Here is a 17,924-nt window from a genome sequence, read left to right on the forward strand (position 1 = left end):
CATGGCCGAGATCCGCGTCCACGAACTGCACAAGGCCTTCACCGACTTCACCGCGGTGAAGAGCTCGAGCTTCGCCGTGCGCAACGGCGAGTTCTTCTGCCTGCTCGGCCCCTCGGGCTGCGGCAAGACCACCACCCTGCGCATGATCGCCGGGCTCGAGCTGCCGACCTCCGGCCAGATCTTCCTCGGCGACGAGGACGTGAGCTTCAAGCGGGCGTCGGCGCGCGACATCGCCTTCGTGTTCCAGATGTTCGCGCTCTACCCGCACATGAACGTGCGCCGGAACATCGCCTTCCCGCTGGTCTCCCAGGGCATGGCGCGCGACGAGATCGGCCGCCAGGTCGAGCAGGCGGCGCGCACGCTGCGCATCACGCACCTGCTCGACAAGCCGGTGTCGCAGCTGTCGAGCGGCGACCGCCAGCGCGTGGCGCTGGGCCGCGCGATCGTGCGCCAGCCGCTGGCCTTCCTGATGGACGAGCCGCTCGGCGCCCTCGACGCCGAGTTCCGCGAAGTGATGTGCCACGAACTGCGCGCCCTGCACGACCGGCTGCAGGCCACCACCGTGTACGTGACGCACGACCAGATGGAGGCGATGGCCATGGCCGACGTCATCGCGATCATGAACGAGGGCGTGATCGAGCAGCTCGGGGCTCCGCTCGAGGTCTACGAGCGGCCCGCCAGCGTCTTCGTGGCCGACTTCATCGGCGCGCCGTCGATGAACTTCCTGCCCTTCGAGGCCGGCCTGGCGAGCGGCGACGATGCGATCCTGATCGGCCCGGCGCGGATCGCCGTGCCGCCCCTGCGCGAAGACCTGTCGCCGCGCGCGCTGCTGTGCGGCGTGCGCCCCGAGCACGTGCGCTTCGACGACGCGTCCGGGCTGCGCGCCGAGGTGCTCGCCACCGAATACCTCGGCACCCGCACCGTCGTGACGCTGGCCACCGCGCAAGGCACCACGGTGCGCGCCAAGGTCGACGTCGACATCCCGGTGGCGCGCGGCGACCATGTCGGACTGGCCTTCGATGCCGCGAAGATCTCGCTGTTCGATGCGGCATCGGGCCGGGCGCTGCGCAGCGCGCGCGATGAGACGCCGCTGCGGGCCGGACGGAGGGCGCGCCATGGCTGAGCTTCGACTCTCGGGCGTCGTCAAGCGCTTCGGCGGCGTGACCGCGGTCGACGGCGTCGGCCTCGACATTCCGAGCGGCGAGTTCTTCGTCCTGCTGGGCCCGAGCGGCGCCGGCAAGACGACCACGCTGCGCCTGGTGGCGGGCCTCGAGCGGCCGGACGCCGGCCGCGTCTCGATCGGTGGGCGCGACGTCACGGCGCTCGCGCCGGCGCTGCGCGACGTGGCCTTCGTGTTCCAGCAGTATTCGCTCTATCCGCACCTGAGCGTCTTCGACAACCTGGCCTTCCCGCTGCGCTCGCCGCTGCGCCCCTCGCCGGAAACCGAGGTGCGCCGCAAGGTCGAGGAGGTCGCCCGCATGCTGCGCATCCACGACAAGCTGCAGAACCCCGCCACACGGCTGTCGGGGGGCCAGATGCAGCGGGTGGCGATCGGCCGCGCCCTGGTGCGCAGCCCCGCGCTCTACCTGATGGACGAACCGCTGTCCTCGCTCGACGCCAAGCTGCGCAACGACCTGCGGCTGGAGCTCAAGCGCATCCAGCAGGACCTGGGCGCCACCATGCTCTACGTGACGCACGACCAGATCGAGGCCATGACCCTGGCCACCCGCATCGGCGTGCTCGACGCCGGCCGGCTGGTGCAGGTCGGCACGCCGCAGCAGATCTACGAGAACCCGGGCAGCGCGCACGTCGCCTCGCGGCTCGGCTCGCCGCGCATCAACCTGGTCGCCCGCGGGCTGTTCCCGCAGCTCGACGGGCCCGAGCGCGCGGTGACGGTCGGCATCCGCACCGAGCACCTGCGGCTGCACCGCCGGCCGGCGGCGAGCGGCCCCGGCATGGCGCACCGGGGCGCCAGCGTCAGGCGCATCGAGCGCCTGAGCGATCTGCACCTGGTGCATGTCGGCCTCGACGACAGCGGCCAGGAGCTGATCGTCTCGGCGCCCGCCAACGAGAGCTTCGAGCCGAACGACGCGGTGCAGGTCGAACTGCTGCGCCCGCTCTGGTTCGATGCCGAGGGCCAGCGCATCCATGCCTGAACACGGCACATCCACACGGGAGACCCCATGGCCGACATCGACCTGATACGCAACGCGACCCAGACCCTGATCGACCATGTCGACGAACTGACGGCCCTCGACCAGGCGATCGGCGACGGCGACCACGGGCTCAACATGCGCCGCGGCGCGCTCGCCATCCAGGCCCGGCTCGACGAGCTCGCCGGCCAGTCGCTCAACGAGGCGCTGCGCACCATGGGCATGGCCTGCATGTCGACCATCGGGGGCTCGTCGGGCCCGGTGTTCGGCACCCTGCTGGTCACCCTCGGCAAGGAACTGCCCGACCCGCCCACCGCCGCCGCGCTGGCCGGCGCACTCGATGCCGGCATCAAGGCGCTGACGCGGCTGGGCAAGGCCGAGGTCGGCCAGAAGACCCTGCTCGACGTGCTCGACCCGGTGCAGAAAGTGCTCGCCGAAGGCGGCGGGCAACTGGCCGGCCGCGTGCGCGACTGCGCCTTCGCGAGCGCCGACGCCACGGCGGCGATGGACGCCATCAAGGGCCGCGCCTCGTTCCTCGGCGAGCGCGCGCTGGGCCATGTCGACCCGGGCTCGCGCTCGGTCGCCCTGATCATCGGCGCGATCTGCGACGGCCTGCAATCGCGCGCGCAACCGACCTCCCAATCCGCCTGAAAGCGCACCATGAAAAAGCTCATCAACGACGTCGAGTCCCTGTTGTCCGAATCGCTGGACGGCTTCGCGGCCGCGCACGCCGACATCGTGACGCTCGGCGAGGGCGGCCAGTTCGTCCGCCGGCGCTCGCCCAAGCCCGGCAAAGTCGCGCTGATCTCGGGCGGCGGCTCGGGCCACGAGCCGCTGCACACCGGCTTCGTCGGCCACGGCATGCTCGACGCGGCCTGCCCGGGCCAGGTGTTCACTTCACCGACGCCCGACCAGATGCTGGCGGCGGCGCAGGCGGTGGACACCGGCGCGGGCGTGCTGTTCATCGTCAAGAACTACTCCGGCGACATGATGAACTTCCAGATGGCCGCCGAGATGATCGACTGCGACAACGCCACGGTCATCGTCAACGACGACGTGGCGGTCGAGAACTCGACCTACACGACCGGCCGGCGCGGCGTTGCCGGCACCTTGATCGTCGAGAAGATCGTCGGCGCCGCCGCCGAGCGCGGCGATGGACTGGCGGCGCTGAAGGCGCTTGGCGATTCGGTCAACAAGGCGACGGCCTCGATGGGTGTGGCGCTGACCTCGTGCACCGTGCCGGCTGCCGGCAAGCCGACCTTCCAGATCGGTGCCGACGAGATGGAGATGGGCGTCGGCATCCACGGCGAGCCGGGCCGGCGCCGGGTCCGGCTGGCATCGGCCGACGACATCGCGGCCGAGCTGAGCGGCGCGATCCTCAAGGACCTGTCGCTCAAGCCGGGCCAGGAGGTGCTGCTGCTGGTCAACGGCTTCGGCGGCACGCCGCTGATGGAGCTGTACCTGATGGTGAATGCGGTGCACAAGATACTGGACGGGCATCGGCTGAAGATCGCTCGCTGCCTCACCGGGTCGTATGTGACTTCGCTGGAAATGGCTGGGTGCTCGATCACCGTGAGCGCGATGGATGCGGCGACGCTGGCGCTGTGGGATGCGCCTGTGCATACGGCGGCGCTGCATTGGGGGATGTGAACGGGCCGCAGTGCCACGCAACCAGGCGGGTATAGTCTTCCGAACCCTCGACCTGAACCCCACGGATTTCAACAACTTGCAATGAAGCTGGCCACCTGGAACGTCAATTCCCTCACCGCCCGCCTGCAGCATGTGCTCGACTGGCTGGCCGCCAATCCGGTCGATGTCCTCTGCCTGCAGGAACTCAAGATGAGCGACGACAAGTTTCCGCTTGAGGCGCTCAAGGACGCTGGCTACGATTCGGCTGTGTTCGGCCAGAAAACCTACAACGGGGTCGCGATCCTGAGCCGCGCGCCGGTTCGCGACGTCCTGAAGAACATCGGCGGCTTCGCCGACGATCATTCGCGTGTCATCAGTGGCACGGTCGACACGCCGGCCGGCGCGCTGCGCATCGTCAATGGCTACTTCGTCAACGGCCAGGCGCCCGACAGCGAGAAGTTCGTCTACAAGATGAAGTGGCTCGACGGCCTGCACGACTGGCTGCGCCAGGAGCTGGCGGCCCATCCGAACCTGGTCCTGCTCGGCGATTTCAACGTCGCCCCCGAAGACCGCGACAGCTACGACCCGGTCGGCCTCGCCGGGACGATCCACCACACGCCCCAGGAGCGCGCGCATTTCAACGCCCTGCTGCAGCTCGGCCTGGCGGACAGCTTCCGGCTCTTCGAGCAGCCGCCCAAGAGCTACTCCTGGTGGGACTACCGCATGCTCGGCTACCAGAAGAACCGCGGGCTGCGCATCGACCATGTTCTGGTCAGCCAGCCGCTGGTGCCACGCGTCAAGAGCTGCGTGATCGATCGCGTGCCGCGCAAATGGGAAAAGCCCAGCGACCACGCGCCGGTGATCATGGAGCTGGCCCCATGAAGAACCCGCTCGCGCTCGCCATGCTCGCCCTGCTGCTCGGCCTTTCGGGCTGCAGCGCGTTGAAGCCGGCCGCGACGACCGCCGCCGCGCCGGACGCAGCGCCCGATGCAGCAGCATCCTCGACCGAGGCCTCCCCCGGGCGACTGATCACGGCCCAGACACCGGCCGTGAAGGCCTACCGCAAGGTCGGCGCGGCAGCCATCTACAAGAAATACCCGCAGCGCATCTACAAGGGCAAGATTCCGCCGCTGGTCTATGCCGTTGTGGTGACCGAGACCGACGTCGATGCCGAAGGCCGCGTCAAAGGCGTTCACTTCTCCCGCACGCCCAGCCACGCGCCCGAGGTGAGCGGCATGATCGCCGAGCTGATCAAGGGCGCGTCGCCGTTGCCCAGCCCGGGCAAGATCGGCGCCCACACCTATGTCGACACCTGGCTGTGGGACAAGAGCGGCCAGTTCCAGCTCGACACCCTGACCCTGGGCCAGCGCAACCGCTAGATAAAGCTCACCCCCGAAGCGCCTGCGGCGCCTCCCCCTCGGGGGGCGATACCGGCGGCCCGGCCAAGCCGGTTCCGCGGTATCCCTGATGTTGGCAGCACCCGCATCAACGCACCGGACGAAGCCCGGCCACTTTCATTCGAGCCCCAGTTCCTGGATCTTGCGAGTGATGGTGTTGCGGCCGATGCCGAGCTTCTGGGCCGCCTCGATGCGGCGGCCCCTCGTACTGGCCAGCGCCGTCAGGATCAGCCGCGACTCGAAGCGGCGCGACAGCGCATCCCAGACATCGGTGCGGCCCGCCGCCAGCATGCTCTGGGCTTCGAGTTCGAGGCCGCTCTCCCACGCCGGCGAAGCCGCTGCCGCCGCCGGCACATTCGCCGCGGAAGGCGACGCAACGGCCGTCGCCGCGGGCATCGCAAGCGGTTCGCGCTCGGCCCCCATTGGCGCGGGGACCGCATGCGGCTCCGCGGCCGGGGCGATCGCCATCACTTCGGGCGGCAGGTCCTTGGCCTCGATCAACTGCGCCGGCGCCATCACGGTCAGCCAGTGGCAGATGTTCTCGAGCTGGCGAACGTTGCCTGGAAAACCGAAGGTCGCCAGCTGCGCCAGCGCCGCATCGGAGATGCGCTTCGGCTCGACGCCGAGCTGCTTGGCGCTCTGCTGCAGGAAATGCCGCGTCAGCGCCGGCACGTCCTCGCCGCGCTCGCGCAGCGCCGGCAGCCGCAGCCGGATGACGTTGAGCCGGTGGAACAGGTCTTCGCGGAAGCCGCCGAGCTTCACGCGCTGCTCGAGGTCCTGGTGGGTCGCCGCAATGACGCGCACGTTGGCCTTGACCGAGTTGTGGCCGCCGACGCGGTAGAAGTGCCCATCGCTCAGGACGCGCAGCAGGCGCGTCTGCAGGTCGAAGGGCATGTCGCCGATCTCGTCGAGGAACAGCGTTCCGCCCTCGGCCTGTTCGAAGCGGCCGCGGCGCATGGTCTGGGCGCCGGTGAAGGCTCCGCGCTCGTGGCCGAACAGCTCGCTCTCGAGCAGGTCCTTCGGGATCGCGGCCGTGTTGATGGCGACGAACGGGCCGTTCGCGCGCGGCGAATGCTTGTGCAGCGCGCGCGCCACGAGTTCCTTGCCCGAGCCCGACTCGCCGGTGATCAGCACCGTGACATTGCTTTGCGACAGCCGGCCGATGGCACGGAACACGTCCTGCATCGCCGGCGCCTGCCCGAGCATCTCGGGCGCGGCCGCCATGCGCTCCTCGGCCACTTCCTCGCGCTGGCTTTCGTCGACCGCGCGGCGGATCAGTTCGACCGCGCGCGGCAGGTCGAAAGGCTTCGGCAGGTATTCGAAGGCACCGCCCTGGAAGGCCGAGACGGCGCTGTCGAGGTCGGAGAATGCCGTCATGATGATCACCGGCAGGCCGGGATGCTTGGCCTTGATCTTGTCGAGCAGATCGAGCCCCGAGCCGCCGGGCATGCGGATGTCGCTGACCAGGACCTGGGGACCCTGGGTCTCGTCGTCGGCCGCCGCGTCGAGGGCGGCAAGAACCTCGCGCGGATTGGTGAAGCTACGGGTCGGCAGGTCTTCGCGCAGCAGCGCTTTTTCCAGCACGAAGCGGATTGATTGATCATCATCCACTATCCAGATCGGCTTCATGCAGCTCCTTGTTGCTTGGCTGCTAGGGCAGCGGTATCAGTATCTTGAAATCGGTCCGTCCCGGGACGCTGTCGCACTCGATCACGCCGTGATGCTGTTGCACAAAAGTTTGCGCAAGCGTCAATCCCAAGCCTGTCCCGCCATCCCTGCCCGACACCAGCGGGTAAAAAATGCGGTCCTTGATCGCGTCCGGCACGCCCGGTCCGTTGTCGATGACATGCAATTCCAATGCCAGTCGATACCACTGTTTGTTGAAGATAACCTGACGCGCGATGCGGGTCTTGAAAATGATCTGCGCATCGCCCGCTGCACGCCGCTCGGCGAGGGCCTGGGCGGCGTTGTGGACGATGTTGAGCGTGGCCTGGATCAGCTGCTCGCGATCGCCGCGAAACTCCGGGATCGAGACGTCGAAGTCGCGCTCGATGTGGAGATCGCGCGGAAACTCCGCCAGGATCACCGAACGCACCCGCTCGCAGACCTCGTGGATGTTGACGTCGCCCACCACGTGCGGCCGGCGATGCGGCGCCAGCAGCCGGTCGACCAGCGTCTGCAGTCGGTCGGCCTCGTGGATGATGACCTGCGTGTACTCGATCAGGTCGCGCGACTCGACCTCCATCTGCAGCAGTTGCGCGGCGCCGCGAATGCCGCCGAGCGGATTCTTGATCTCGTGCGCGAGATTGCGGATCAGCTCCTTGTTGGCCTGCGCCTGGTCGAGCAGCCGCTCCTCGCGGTCCTGCCGCGCCTGCTGCTCGAGCGGCGACATCTCGATGATCAGCTCGCCCGCCTTGTCGCTCTGGGCCAGCGTCACCAGCACCGGCATCAGTTCGTGGTTGACACGGCGCAGCAAGGCCTCGTAGCGCAGCGTCGCGAAGTCGTTGCTGCGGGCGCCGTCGATGGCGGTGCGCAGCACCTGCGGTTCCTGGAAGCAGGCCCCGAACTGCGAGCCCTCGAGCGTGCGGCGCGAGGTGCCGAGCGCGTCCTCGAGGCCCGAGTTCGCGAACAGCACCGAGCCGTCGACCCGCACCACCGCGATCAGCGTCGACAGCAGGTCGAAGGCCTGGAAGCGCTTGCCCGGTCCAGCCGATTTACCAAAGGCCATCCGGTCAGCGATTGACCGCGGGCAGGCGGCCGATCTCGCGTTGAAGGCCGGCGATGTCGCTCTCGTTGCGGGCGATCTCGGCCTTCATCTCGGCCACGCGGTCGAGATACTTCTGGTAGTTCTTGCTCTCGCTGCCCTGCTTCTCGGGCTCGCCGTTGTTGTAGTCCCTGAGCAGCTGGGTCTGCCGCTCCTGAGCCTTGCGCAGTTCGGCCTCGAGCACCGAGCGGGCCTCGCCGTCTCGTGCGCGCTGGTCGGTGCCTTCGACCCGCGGACTGCCGGCCGGCGAGCGCACCGCGGTCCCGCCGGCAGCCGGCGCGGCCGAAGCGACCGGCCGCGTGCCCTGCACGATGGTCAGGTTGCCGCCTTCCATGATCTTGCAGCCGCGCTGCTGCGCGACGGTTGCGTTGTTGGTGTATTCGTTGCCGCAGCGCCAGACGCGCTCTTGCTGCGCCTGGGCCTGCAAAGGCACGCCGGCCGCCGCCACGGCGGTCAGCAGGAGAACGGAGAGAGTCTTCATGGTCTTGGGTGTAGTGCGCCGCAAGTCGGCATTTTCATGCAATTCGAAACAGATCCGACCCGGATGTTCCCGCCCAAACAAAAAGGACGGCCGCAGCCGTCCTTTTTTAACGCTCCGGCGCAAGCCCGAGCTGATCACGAATCACAAAGAATAATACATGTCGAACTCGACCGGGTGCGTCGCCATGCGGAAGCGCGTCACTTCCTGCATCTTGAGGTCGATGTAGGCATCGATGTACGAGTCGGTGAACACGCCGCCCTTGGTCAGGAAGGCACGGTCCTTGTCGAGGTACTCGAGCGCCTGGTCGAGGCTGTGGCAGACGGTCGGGATCAGCGCGTCTTCTTCCGGCGGCAGGTGGTACAGGTCCTTGCTGGCGGCTTCGCCCGGATGGATCTTGTTCTCGACGCCGTCGAGGCCGGCCATCAGCAGCGCCGCGAAGCCCAGGTACGGGTTCATCAGCGGGTCCGGGAAGCGGGCTTCGACGCGGCGGCCCTTCGGGTTCGCCACGAACGGGATGCGGATCGAGGCCGAGCGGTTCTTGGCCGAATAGGCCAGCTTGACCGGGGCTTCGAAGCCGGGCACCAGGCGCTTGTAGCTGTTGGTGCCGGGGTTCGTGATGGCGTTCAGCGCGCGGGCGTGCTTGATGATGCCGCCGATGTAGTGCAGCGCGAAGTCGCTCAGGCCGGCGTAGCCGTCGCCTGCAAACAGGTTCTTGCCGTCCTTCCAGACCGACTGGTGCACGTGCATGCCCGAGCCGTTGTCGCCGACGATCGGCTTCGGCATGAAGGTGGCGGTCTTGCCGTAGGCGTGGGCCACATTGTGGATCACGTACTTCTGCAGTTGGACCCAGTCGGCGCGCTGGATCAGCGTGCTGAACTTGGTGCCGAGCTCCATCTGGCCGGCGTTGGCCACTTCATGGTGATGCACTTCGACCGGGATGCCCAGCGATTCGAGCACCAGGCACATCTCGGAGCGCATGTCCTGGAAGCTGTCGACCGGGGGCACCGGGAAGTAGCCGCCCTTGACCGCGGGCCGGTGGCCGGTGTTGCCGTGCTCGAATTCCTTGCCGGTGTTCCAGGCGGCTTCTTCGGACTCGATCTTCACGAAGCAGCCGGACATGTCGTTCGACCAGCGCACGCCGTCGAAGACGAAGAATTCGGGTTCCGGTCCGAAGAAGGCGGTGTCGCCGAGGCCCGAGGCCTTCATGTAGGCTTCGGCGCGCTTGGCCAGCGAGCGCGGGTCGCGTTCGTAGGGCTTGCCGTCCGACGGATCGACCACGTCGCAGGTCAGGATCATCGTCGTTTCTTCGAAGAACGGATCGATGTTGGCCGTGTTCGGATCGGGCATGAGCTGCATGTCCGACGCTTCGATGCCCTTCCAACCGGCGATCGAGGAGCCATCGAATGCGTGGCCCGAAGTGAACTTGTCTTCATCGAACGCGGAAACGGGCACGGTCACGTGCTGCTCTTTGCCGCGGGTGTCGGTGAAGCGGAAATCGACGAACTTGACCTCGTTTTCCTTCACGAGTTTGAGTACGTCGGCGACGGTCTTGGCCATCAGGTTCTCCTTGGTATGGACAGGGGGTTGGAAGTACGGGAATTCAGGATGCAGTTTCTATGCCATTGTCACAGCGGCCGGGAGCGCCTCGGCGCCCCGGGCAACCCCCAAAACAAGGCAAGTTGTAACCAAATTGGTGCGTGGTGCGTCAACGCACCATTTCGGGGCCAAGCCGCGCATCAAAGCCGTGCAGACCGGCCAGCAGCTGGCCGTAGGCGGCTTCGACCCGGCTCGCATCGCCCTTGACGCCGAGTTCGATGTGGCGTCCGTGCTGCGGGTGGTCGACGCTCGGCAGGCTGAACACCTTGATGCCGGGATGGTCGCGCTCGACCGCCTGCATGAGCGGCGTCAGGGTCGCCTCCATGGCGCCGTAGACGATCACCGATTTTTCGCCGGCGCGGCCGCGCGCGAACAGGCCGGCGTAGCGGCCGTCGAGCACCGATTCGATCATCGGCCAGGCCATCACCGGGAAGCCGGGCACGAAGTGGACGTCGCCGACGCTGAAGCCGGGGATCTTGTTGTAGGTGTTCGGAATGATCTTGGCGCCGAGCGGGAACACGCCCATGTTCAGGCGGTGGACGTTGTCCGGGCGGTCGGGCTCGTAGACCGTGCCCTGCTCGCGCGCCGTGTCCTGCATGCGCTCGCGGATCAGTGCCTCGGCTTCGGGATGCAGCGCCAGCGGCACGCCCAGGGCGGCCGCCGCGCACTGGCGCGTGTGGTCGTCGGGCGTGGCGCCGATGCCGCCGGTCGAGAACACGATGTCGCCCGACGCGAAGGCCCGGCCCAGCGCGGCCGTGATGCGCACCGGCACGTCGCCCACGTATTCGGCCCAGCCGAGTTCGAGACCGCGCTCGGCCAGCAGCTCGATGACCTTGGGCATGTGCTTGTCGATGCGCTTGCCGGACAGGATTTCGTCGCCGACGACGATCAGACCGAAAGAACGGCTCATGGGGCACTCCATTGGCTCGCGGCCGCGCTGGCATCCAGCACTTCGACCGCGGAAGAAGAAACGGCGGCCGCGGCACGCTGCGCCCGCAACTGGGCCAGCGCATCGAGGCAATAGTGGGCGAACCACAGCGCCGAGAAGGCGAACACAAGGGTATAGATCCAGATGGCCAGCGGCGCCAGCACGAAGAAGGCGGCGGCGAACAAGAGGCCTGAAGCCCAGACGATGCTCGGCGCCGCGCCGAGGTAGCCGCACAGCACGCCGATGCCCAGCAGCGGCAGGCGGTGGGTGCGCAGCAGCGTGTCGCGCTCCTCGGGGCTGGCGTGCTCGGCCAGCGCGTCGAAGCTCATCACGCGGTAGGTCAGCCAGCCCCAGATCAACGGCGGAAGGATCAGCACCAGCGGCGGAATCAGCCACAGCGGCATCGACACCACCAGCGCCAACAGCGCCAGCACCGTGAGGCCGATCGAACGGGCCATGCTGCCGAAGAAAGAGGCGCCCTTCTTCTGCTCCAGGCTGGCGAAGCGCCGCTCGGCCACCAGCCGGGTGAGCGCCGGCGCCATGATGCCGGCCACGATCAGCAGCGACACCACGACGATCAGCGGCGTGGCGGCGAAGACCACCACCAGCGGCGCCAGCGCGGCCGTGACGTCGCCGGAGAAGAAGCGGCCAATCCAGCCCCAGAAGCCGGCCAGCAGGGGCCAGGCATCGAGCGCCGAGCGGGTCCAGGCCACCGCGGCGTCCCAGTAGAAATAGCCGAGCACCGTCGCCAGCGCGATCATCAGGCCGAGCGGCAGCAGCGACTGCACGATCACCCGCGGGTGCAGGCAGTAGGCGACCGCGCGCCAGAAGGAATCGAGGAGAAGACGCATCGGGTGCCGAGGATAACGCCAGCGGGTGACCGCGGCGCCTCAATCCCTGCCGACCAGGCGCCGCAGCCCGAGCCATTGCTGGGCCCAGAAGCCGCGCCCGTAGTCGCGCACCCGGCCACTCGCATCGGGCTCGACCTGGTCGCGGATGCCGGTGGCGTCGTAGCGGTCTTCGAAGTTGACGCTCCGAAAGAGCATGTCCCACCAGGGCAGCAGCACGCCGAAATTGTGGCCTCCCAAGGTCTTCGGTCCCTGGGACTCGTGCCCGATGCCGATCGCGTGGTGCACCCGATGGAAGCGCGGGCTGATCCACAGGCGCTCGCCGATGGCGCCGAAGCCGAGGCGCAGGTTGGCATGCTGCAGGCTCTCGCTGAGCTGGGTGAAAGCGACGATCGCGATGAACTGCCCCGGCGCGACGCCGATCAGCTGCGCCACGAGGACGATGATCGCGTCGTGGATCAGGTCGTCGAGCAGGTGGTTGCGGTTGTCGCTCCACATCGTCATCTGGCGCTGCGAGTGGTGCAGCGAATGCAGCGCCCACCACCAGCGGAAGCGATGCTGGCCGCGGTGGATCAGGTACTCGACGAAGTCCAGCACGACCAGGTAGATCGCGAACGCGATCCAGGGCACGTCGGTCACGCCGGGCCAGAGTTCGTCCAGGTGCATGCTGCCCCAGCCGGCCGCGCGCGCCGCCCCCAGCAGGTCGTCGAACAGCGGCTGCACGGCGAAGAACATGGCCAGCCGGAACAGCCCGAGCCGGTGGATCAGCGTGTAGAGGATGTCGGTGCGGATCGCGCGCCGGTCGACCACCGGCTCGGCCGGCCGCCAGCGCTGCAGCGGCCCGATGACCGCGACCAGCACCGCGATCTGGATCAGGCCGACCAGCAGCCAGCCGGTGGCGTCGAAGGCATCCTCGACCCAGCCGCCCAGGCCGATGGCATAGACCAGCGGCTGGACGGCGGCCTCGAACAGCCATTGCTGCAAGGACGAGAAGAGGTCGGTGAGCCAATCCATCTGCGTGCGATCCGCGGGAACGACCGAAGGTTCAGGAATGGGCCGCGATCCAGGCGCGGTAGGCCGGATGCTGGCGCAGCGTCTCGAAACAGAAGCCGCGGGCCTTGAGGCCGACGATCAGCGGCTCGAGGTCGGCCGGCGCCCACGGGTCCTTGCGCGACCAGATGCCCAGGTGCGCGAGCAGGATGTCGCCGGGCTGGATCTTGTCGAGCGCCTGGGCCAGCAGCTGCGCGTTGCTGTAGGTCTCGCTCGGCAGTTCGTCGCCCAGGAAGCCGGCCGGCGCCCAGGCCACGTGCTCGAAGCCGCAGGCCTTGGCGGCCGCCAGCAGCTTGGGCGAGGTCTTGCCGCCCGGCGCGCGGAACAGCGGCAGCGGCTTCTTGCCCGTGATGAGCTGCAGCCGCTCGGAGGACTTGGCGACATTGGCGCAGTATTCGGCGGCGCTCCAGGTGAACTCGCGGCCGGCGAGGGCGCCGGCCGTCGGGCGGATCCGGAAGCGCGGCTCGACGCCCTTGATGTCGCCGCGCCAGTAGGCATGGTCGTAGGTGTGGGAGGCGAACTCGTGGCCCTCGGCCGCCCTCGCCTTCCACCACGGCGCCCAATGGTTGTCGAGGCTGTCGCCGTCGGTCTGGGTGCGCTCGGCGGCGGCGAAGAAGGTCACGCGGACGTCCTGCCGCTTGAGCACCTCGGCCACCAGCGGCGCAATGCCCATGTGGCCGGTATCGAAGGTCAGGTAGACCGGCTTGGCGCAGGCCTGGGCCAGCGCCTGGCCCGAGACGGCCGCGCAGGCCGCCAGCAGCAATGTTCCGGCGGCAAGCCTAGGCCGGCGCCGGGCCGCCAGCGCGGCGAAGTCCGCGCTTCGCGCAGACTGGCGGCCTGCTGACTCCCCCTCGGGGGGCAGCGACCCACACGCAGTGGGGGAGCGTGGGGGCCATTCAGGACTTGGCATGGTCGAGCGTCCATACCCCGTGCGGCGACCGGCCGACGTTCACCTGCCGCACCACCTTGCGGCTCGCCAGGTCGACCACGCTGAGCTTCTTGGCCCAGCGCGAGGTCACGTAGAGCGTCTTGCCGTCGGCCGAGACGTCCATGCAGTCGGGTCCGCCGGGCACCGGGTAGGTGTCGGTCACCTGCAGCGTCGCGAGGTCGATGCGGCTGATGGTGTTGGCCACCCGGTTGCTGACGAACACGCTGCGGCCGCCGTCGCCGGCGGCGCGGAAGGCATGGGCGCCCTTGCCGGTCGGGATCTTGCCGACCAGCTTGGGCTGGGCGCCCGCGACGTCGAACACCTGCACGCCATCGCTGCCGGTCAGGCCCACCAGCAGCGTCTTGCCGTCGTGGATGCCGAAGATGTCTGCCGGCATCGGGCCGGTCGCGGTGCGCCAGCGGATGGTCTGCGTCGCCAGGTCGACCGCGATCAGTTCGTCGCTGTCCTGCATCGAGACATAGGCCGTGGTGCTCTTGCCGTCGATCCAGATGTGGCTGGGCGTCTTGCCGGTCGGGATGCGCTTGACCAGCTTGGGCTCCTTGCCGTCCCAGCGGTAGACGTCGACGTGGTTCAGGCGGTTGCCCGCAGTGACGAACCACTTCATGTCGGGCGAGAAGCGCAGGTGGTACGGGTCGATGATCCCGTAGACCACGCGCTGCACCTCGGCCGTGCGCGGATCGAGGAAGGTCAGCGAGTCACCGGCCGAGTTGGCCACGATCAGCGAATGCTCATCGGGCGCGAGGTAGAGGTGGTGAGGCTCCTTGCCGGTCGGGATGCGCGTCTTCTCGGTCCAGCCGGTGGGCTCGATCACGCTGACGGTGGCGTCGAGGGAGTTGAGCACGAAGACCGGCGGGGGTTCGGCGGCCTGGGAAGACACCGACGCGCAGACAAACAAAAAGGCCGCGAAACGGCCCGTCAGGTAGGAAATGGAGCGCAAGGGAGGAGTTCCGGACGAAGACTGGCTATCTTAACGACCCACACCCACCGTTGGCTGACCGCCGCGCGCGCTGCGCAGGCCTTCGACTTGATCCGCGTCAAGCCAGCGCCACTGGCCGGGCGCCAGGTCGTCCGGCAGCGCCAGTTGCCCGATGCGCGAGCGATGCAGCGCCTCGACCCGGTTGCCGACCGCCGCCAGCATGCGTTTGACCTGGTGGTACTTGCCTTCGGTCAAGGTCAGGCTCAGCTGCAGCGGGCCGGTGGCCTCGCAGGCGGCGGCCCGGACCGGCTTCGGGTCGTCGTCGAGCACCACGCCAGCCAGCAGCCGGTCGATCTGGCCCGGGTCGACCGGATGCTTGGTCGTGACCTCGTAGACCTTCGGCACATGGTGCTTCGGAGACCCCATCCGATGGATGAACTGGCCGTCGTCGGTCAGCAGCAGCAGGCCCGTGGTGTCCTGGTCGAGGCGACCGATCGCCTGCACGCCCTGCACGGCCCCCTTGTTCGGCCGCAGCCGCAGCGGCGAAGGCAGCAGCGTGTAGATGCTCGGGTAGGTCGACGGCTTCTGGGAGCATTCGGTGCCGGCCGGCTTGTGCAGCATCAGGTAGGCCTTCTCGTGGTACGCCCAGGCAGTGCCCTGGACCGTGAAGTGCAGGCCTTCGGTGGCCAGGTCCGCCCCGGGATCGGCGACCGGGGCGCCGTCGATCGTGACGAAGCCCTGCTGGACCAGGCCGGCGCACACGCGCCGGGTGCCGAAGCCCTGGGTGTAGAGAATTTCTTCGATATGCATTCAGTAGCCGAGCGCAAGGCCGGTGTTGCGGCGCGGATCGTTGGCGCCATAGAAGCGGTTGGCGCCCACCGGCCGGCCCCCCAGCGTGGGCGCGCCGACCAGGATCGCCGCCAGGTGGTTGGCGGGCTGGGCCTCGCCGAATTCGTGGCCCATGTCGACCAGGATCTTGCGGGTGTCCGGCGACAGTGCGAAAGGCTCGACGTTGGTCACGTCCGGCATCCACTGCTGGTGAAAGCGCGGCGCGTCAACGGCTTCCTGTACGTCCATGCCGTAGTCGACCAGGTTCAGGATGCTGTGGAGCACCGTCGTGATGATGCGGCTGCCGCCCGGCGTGCCGACCACCAGCACCGGCCGCCCGTCCCGCGAGACGATGGTCGGGCTCATCGAGCTCAGGGGCCGCTTGGCAGGCGCGATCGCGTTGGCCTCGCCCTGGATCAGCCCGTACATGTTGGGTTCGCCCGACTTCGACGTGAAGTCGTCCATCTCGTTGTTGAGCAGCACGCCGGTGCCTGCCGCCATGACCTTGGCGCCGAACCAGTCGTTGAGGGTGTAGGTCACCGACACCGCATTGCCCCACTGGTCGAGGATCGAATAGTGCGTGGTGTTGCTGCCTTCGTGCGGCGCGACCCCGTTGCGCAGGTCCTTGGACACGCCGGCGCGCGCCGGATCGATGGTGCTGCGGATCTTGTCGGCATAGCGCTTGTCGATCAGGCGCTCGACCGGGTTCTTCACGAAGTCCGGGTCGCCCAGCTGGCTGTTGCGGTCGACGTAGGCATGGCGCATGGCCTCGATCTGGTAGTGCACGCCCTGGGCCGACCGGAAGCCCAGCGACTTCAGCGGGTAGCCCTCGAGGATGTTCAGCATCTCGCAGAGCACCACGCCGCCCGAACTCGGCGGCGGCGCCGAGATGACGCGATAGCCGCGGTAGCTGCACTCGATCGGAAGCAGTTCGCGCGCCTTGTACTGGTCGAGGTCGGCCTGCGTGATCAGCCCGCCCCCGGCCTGGTTCGAGGCCACGATCGCGTTGCCCACGGGCCCCTTGTAGAAGCCGTCGACCCCGTGGCGGCTGATCGCCTTCAAGGTCTTCGCCAGGTCTTTCTGGACCAGCTTCTGGCCCACGGCGAAGGCTTCGCCCTTGTTCAGGAACACCGCCGCCGACGCCGGATCGCTGCTGAAATCGGCGGTGGCGGTCGCCAGCATGTCGATGTCGCCCTGCTGCAGCGCGAAGCCGCGTTCGGCCAGCGCGATCGCCGGCGCGACCAGCGCGCTGCGCTTCATGGTGCCGTACTGCTCGCGGGCCCGCTCGAGGCCGGCGACCGTGCCGGGCACACCGACCGCGAGGTGGCCCCGGGTGCTGAGGCCCGGAATCAGGTTGCCGGACTTGTCGAGGTACATGTCGGGCGTTGCGGCCAGCGGCGCCTTCTCGCGGAAATCCAGGAAGGTCTTGCGGCCGTCGGCTAGCTGCGCCGTCATGAATCCGCCGCCGCCGAGATTTCCGGCCGCCGGATAGACCACCGCCAGCGCGTAGCCCACCGCCACCGCGGCGTCGAACGCGTTGCCCCCGCGCTTGAGCACATTGACGCCCACCTGGGTCGCCAGGGTTTGGGCGCTCACGACCATGCCGTTCTCGGCCGTGACCGGTGCCTGCGAGGCCGCCTGCGCAAAGGCGCCGGCCCACGTGAATGCCGCTGCCACGCCCAAGCGCAGCGCCTTCGTCCAGCAGTGGCGCCGCGCAATCACGTCGCTGTGGGTCGTCAATGTCGTCTTCGATGAATCCATGGGCCTCTTTGCACGGGACAGGGTGCCGTGGAGGGATTGGATCGCAGATGCGCCGCCGATGCAAAACGCATCGGCGGCGCCTTCTTGTATGGTGGAGCTGGGGGGATTTGAACCCCAGCGCGGCCCATTGTAATTGCGGCTTCCGGCCGTTACGTGCGAATTGCGTGCGATCCGGCTGTATGCTTATCCAGCCATGATCGAGATCGTCCGCTACCGCTACCGCTCTCCCAACGGCAAGACCAGCGAGGAGCATTTGACGCTCGCAGAAGCCGCCGAAAAATACCCCGCCTGGCAGCCTTGGCCGTTCTCCAAGAGGGTCGAGCGCATCCCCGAGCCGGGCGATCCTGTCGTCGCGATGCCGCCGAGCCCCCATCCGTTCGTCGGGAATCGGGACTGACCATGCAGTTCAGCGAGTTGCCCGTGGGCGCCAAGTTCCGGTTCTTCCGGCGCGGCCTTTTGCTGACCAAGGCTTCCAAGAGCACCTACGCGGCGCTGGCCGGCCATGCGCAGAAGGCCGCGCTCGATGCCGAGGTGCTCCCAGAGGACGAAATGCTCGCCCCCACTGCGCCTACCGCCCCGACACCCGACGACGTCGCCCTGATCACCAAGGTCTTTGACGCCTTC

The 17,924-nt window shown here is 68.1% G+C and carries 19 protein-coding genes; 8 read left to right on the forward strand and 11 right to left on the reverse strand.

Going from position 1 to position 17,924, the window contains the following annotated elements:
* Position 1: 1 nt before the first annotated feature.
* From QZH52_RS12630 to QZH52_RS12655, 6 genes are all read left to right on the forward strand, one after another.
* A complete protein-coding gene (locus QZH52_RS12630; protein WP_286535632.1) occupies positions 2-1,123 on the forward strand; it encodes an ABC transporter ATP-binding protein in 1,122 nt (373 codons plus the stop codon).
* Positions 1,116-2,156 (forward strand): ABC transporter ATP-binding protein, encoded by a 1,041-nt coding sequence (locus QZH52_RS12635; RefSeq protein ID WP_301809209.1) that lies wholly within the window; start codon positions 1,116-1,118, stop codon positions 2,154-2,156. Before QZH52_RS12630 ends, QZH52_RS12635 begins: the two co-directional genes overlap by 8 nt.
* A 27-nt stretch (positions 2,157-2,183) precedes the next feature.
* On the forward strand, positions 2,184-2,804 hold the full coding sequence (dhaL, locus tag QZH52_RS12640) for a dihydroxyacetone kinase subunit DhaL (RefSeq protein ID WP_301809212.1): 621 nt from the start codon (positions 2,184-2,186) through the stop codon (positions 2,802-2,804).
* Positions 2,805-2,813: 9 nt separating this feature from the next.
* A complete protein-coding gene (dhaK, locus tag QZH52_RS12645) occupies positions 2,814-3,803 on the forward strand; it encodes a dihydroxyacetone kinase subunit DhaK (protein WP_301809216.1) in 990 nt (329 codons plus the stop codon).
* Between the two features lie 81 nt (positions 3,804-3,884).
* Positions 3,885-4,664, forward strand: coding sequence for an exodeoxyribonuclease III (gene xth, locus QZH52_RS12650; protein ID WP_301809218.1), 780 nt, complete (start codon positions 3,885-3,887; stop codon positions 4,662-4,664).
* Positions 4,661-5,161: a hypothetical protein gene (locus tag QZH52_RS12655; RefSeq protein WP_301809221.1), complete on the forward strand. Its 501-nt coding sequence runs from the start codon at positions 4,661-4,663 to the stop codon at positions 5,159-5,161. Before xth ends, QZH52_RS12655 begins: the two co-directional genes overlap by 4 nt.
* 135 nt (positions 5,162-5,296) lie before the next feature.
* Here the strand turns inward: QZH52_RS12655 and ntrC are convergent, their stop codons facing one another.
* The 11 genes from ntrC to ggt all read right to left on the reverse strand — a co-directional run bounded on the left by ntrC (position 5,297) and on the right by ggt (position 17,300).
* Positions 5,297-6,808 (reverse strand): nitrogen regulation protein NR(I), encoded by a 1,512-nt coding sequence (gene ntrC / locus QZH52_RS12660; protein ID WP_301809224.1) that lies wholly within the window; start codon positions 6,806-6,808, stop codon positions 5,297-5,299.
* Positions 6,809-6,830: 22 nt separating this feature from the next.
* Positions 6,831-7,907 (reverse strand): nitrogen regulation protein NR(II), encoded by a 1,077-nt coding sequence (gene glnL / locus QZH52_RS12665; protein ID WP_301809226.1) that lies wholly within the window; start codon positions 7,905-7,907, stop codon positions 6,831-6,833.
* Positions 7,908-7,911: 4 nt separating this feature from the next.
* Positions 7,912-8,424, reverse strand: coding sequence for a hypothetical protein (locus tag QZH52_RS12670; protein WP_301809229.1), 513 nt, complete (start codon positions 8,422-8,424; stop codon positions 7,912-7,914).
* 141 nt (positions 8,425-8,565) lie between these two features.
* Positions 8,566-9,981, reverse strand: coding sequence for a type I glutamate--ammonia ligase (gene glnA / locus QZH52_RS12675; RefSeq protein WP_286526283.1), 1,416 nt, complete (start codon positions 9,979-9,981; stop codon positions 8,566-8,568).
* A gap of 148 nt (positions 9,982-10,129) precedes the next feature.
* Positions 10,130-10,930: a competence/damage-inducible protein A gene (locus tag QZH52_RS12680; RefSeq protein ID WP_301809233.1), complete on the reverse strand. Its 801-nt coding sequence runs from the start codon at positions 10,928-10,930 to the stop codon at positions 10,130-10,132.
* A complete protein-coding gene (locus QZH52_RS12685) occupies positions 10,927-11,799 on the reverse strand; it encodes an EI24 domain-containing protein (RefSeq protein WP_301809236.1) in 873 nt (290 codons plus the stop codon). Before QZH52_RS12685 ends, QZH52_RS12680 begins: the two co-directional genes overlap by 4 nt.
* A gap of 39 nt (positions 11,800-11,838) precedes the next feature.
* The gene (locus QZH52_RS12690) at positions 11,839-12,810 is read right to left on the reverse strand and encodes a sterol desaturase family protein (RefSeq protein ID WP_286535600.1); all 972 of its coding nucleotides are present in this window, start codon (positions 12,808-12,810) and stop codon (positions 11,839-11,841) included.
* Positions 12,811-12,841: 31 nt separating this feature from the next.
* Positions 12,842-13,609, reverse strand: a complete 768-nt coding sequence (locus tag QZH52_RS12695; protein ID WP_301809240.1) for a polysaccharide deacetylase family protein — start codon at positions 13,607-13,609, stop codon at positions 12,842-12,844.
* A gap of 133 nt (positions 13,610-13,742) precedes the next feature.
* Complete coding sequence (locus QZH52_RS12700; RefSeq protein ID WP_436411576.1) at positions 13,743-14,714, reverse strand: YncE family protein; 972 nt, start codon at positions 14,712-14,714, stop codon at positions 13,743-13,745.
* A 48-nt stretch (positions 14,715-14,762) separates the two neighbouring features.
* Positions 14,763-15,521 (reverse strand): pseudouridine synthase, encoded by a 759-nt coding sequence (locus tag QZH52_RS12705; protein ID WP_301809243.1) that lies wholly within the window; start codon positions 15,519-15,521, stop codon positions 14,763-14,765.
* The gene (gene ggt / locus QZH52_RS12710; RefSeq protein ID WP_301809245.1) at positions 15,522-17,300 is read right to left on the reverse strand and encodes a gamma-glutamyltransferase; all 1,779 of its coding nucleotides are present in this window, start codon (positions 17,298-17,300) and stop codon (positions 15,522-15,524) included.
* 193 nt (positions 17,301-17,493) lie between these two features.
* Between ggt and QZH52_RS12715 the strand changes: the two genes are divergently transcribed.
* Positions 17,494-17,697 (forward strand): hypothetical protein, encoded by a 204-nt coding sequence (locus QZH52_RS12715; protein WP_301809247.1) that lies wholly within the window; start codon positions 17,494-17,496, stop codon positions 17,695-17,697.
* Between the two features lie 2 nt (positions 17,698-17,699).
* On the forward strand, positions 17,700-17,924 hold a 225-nt coding region (locus QZH52_RS12720), incomplete at its 3' end, for a hypothetical protein (protein ID WP_301809249.1).

It is taken from the genome of Variovorax ginsengisoli (assembly GCF_030486595.1).
GTDB lineage: Bacteria > Pseudomonadota > Gammaproteobacteria > Burkholderiales > Burkholderiaceae_C > Variovorax > Variovorax ginsengisoli_B.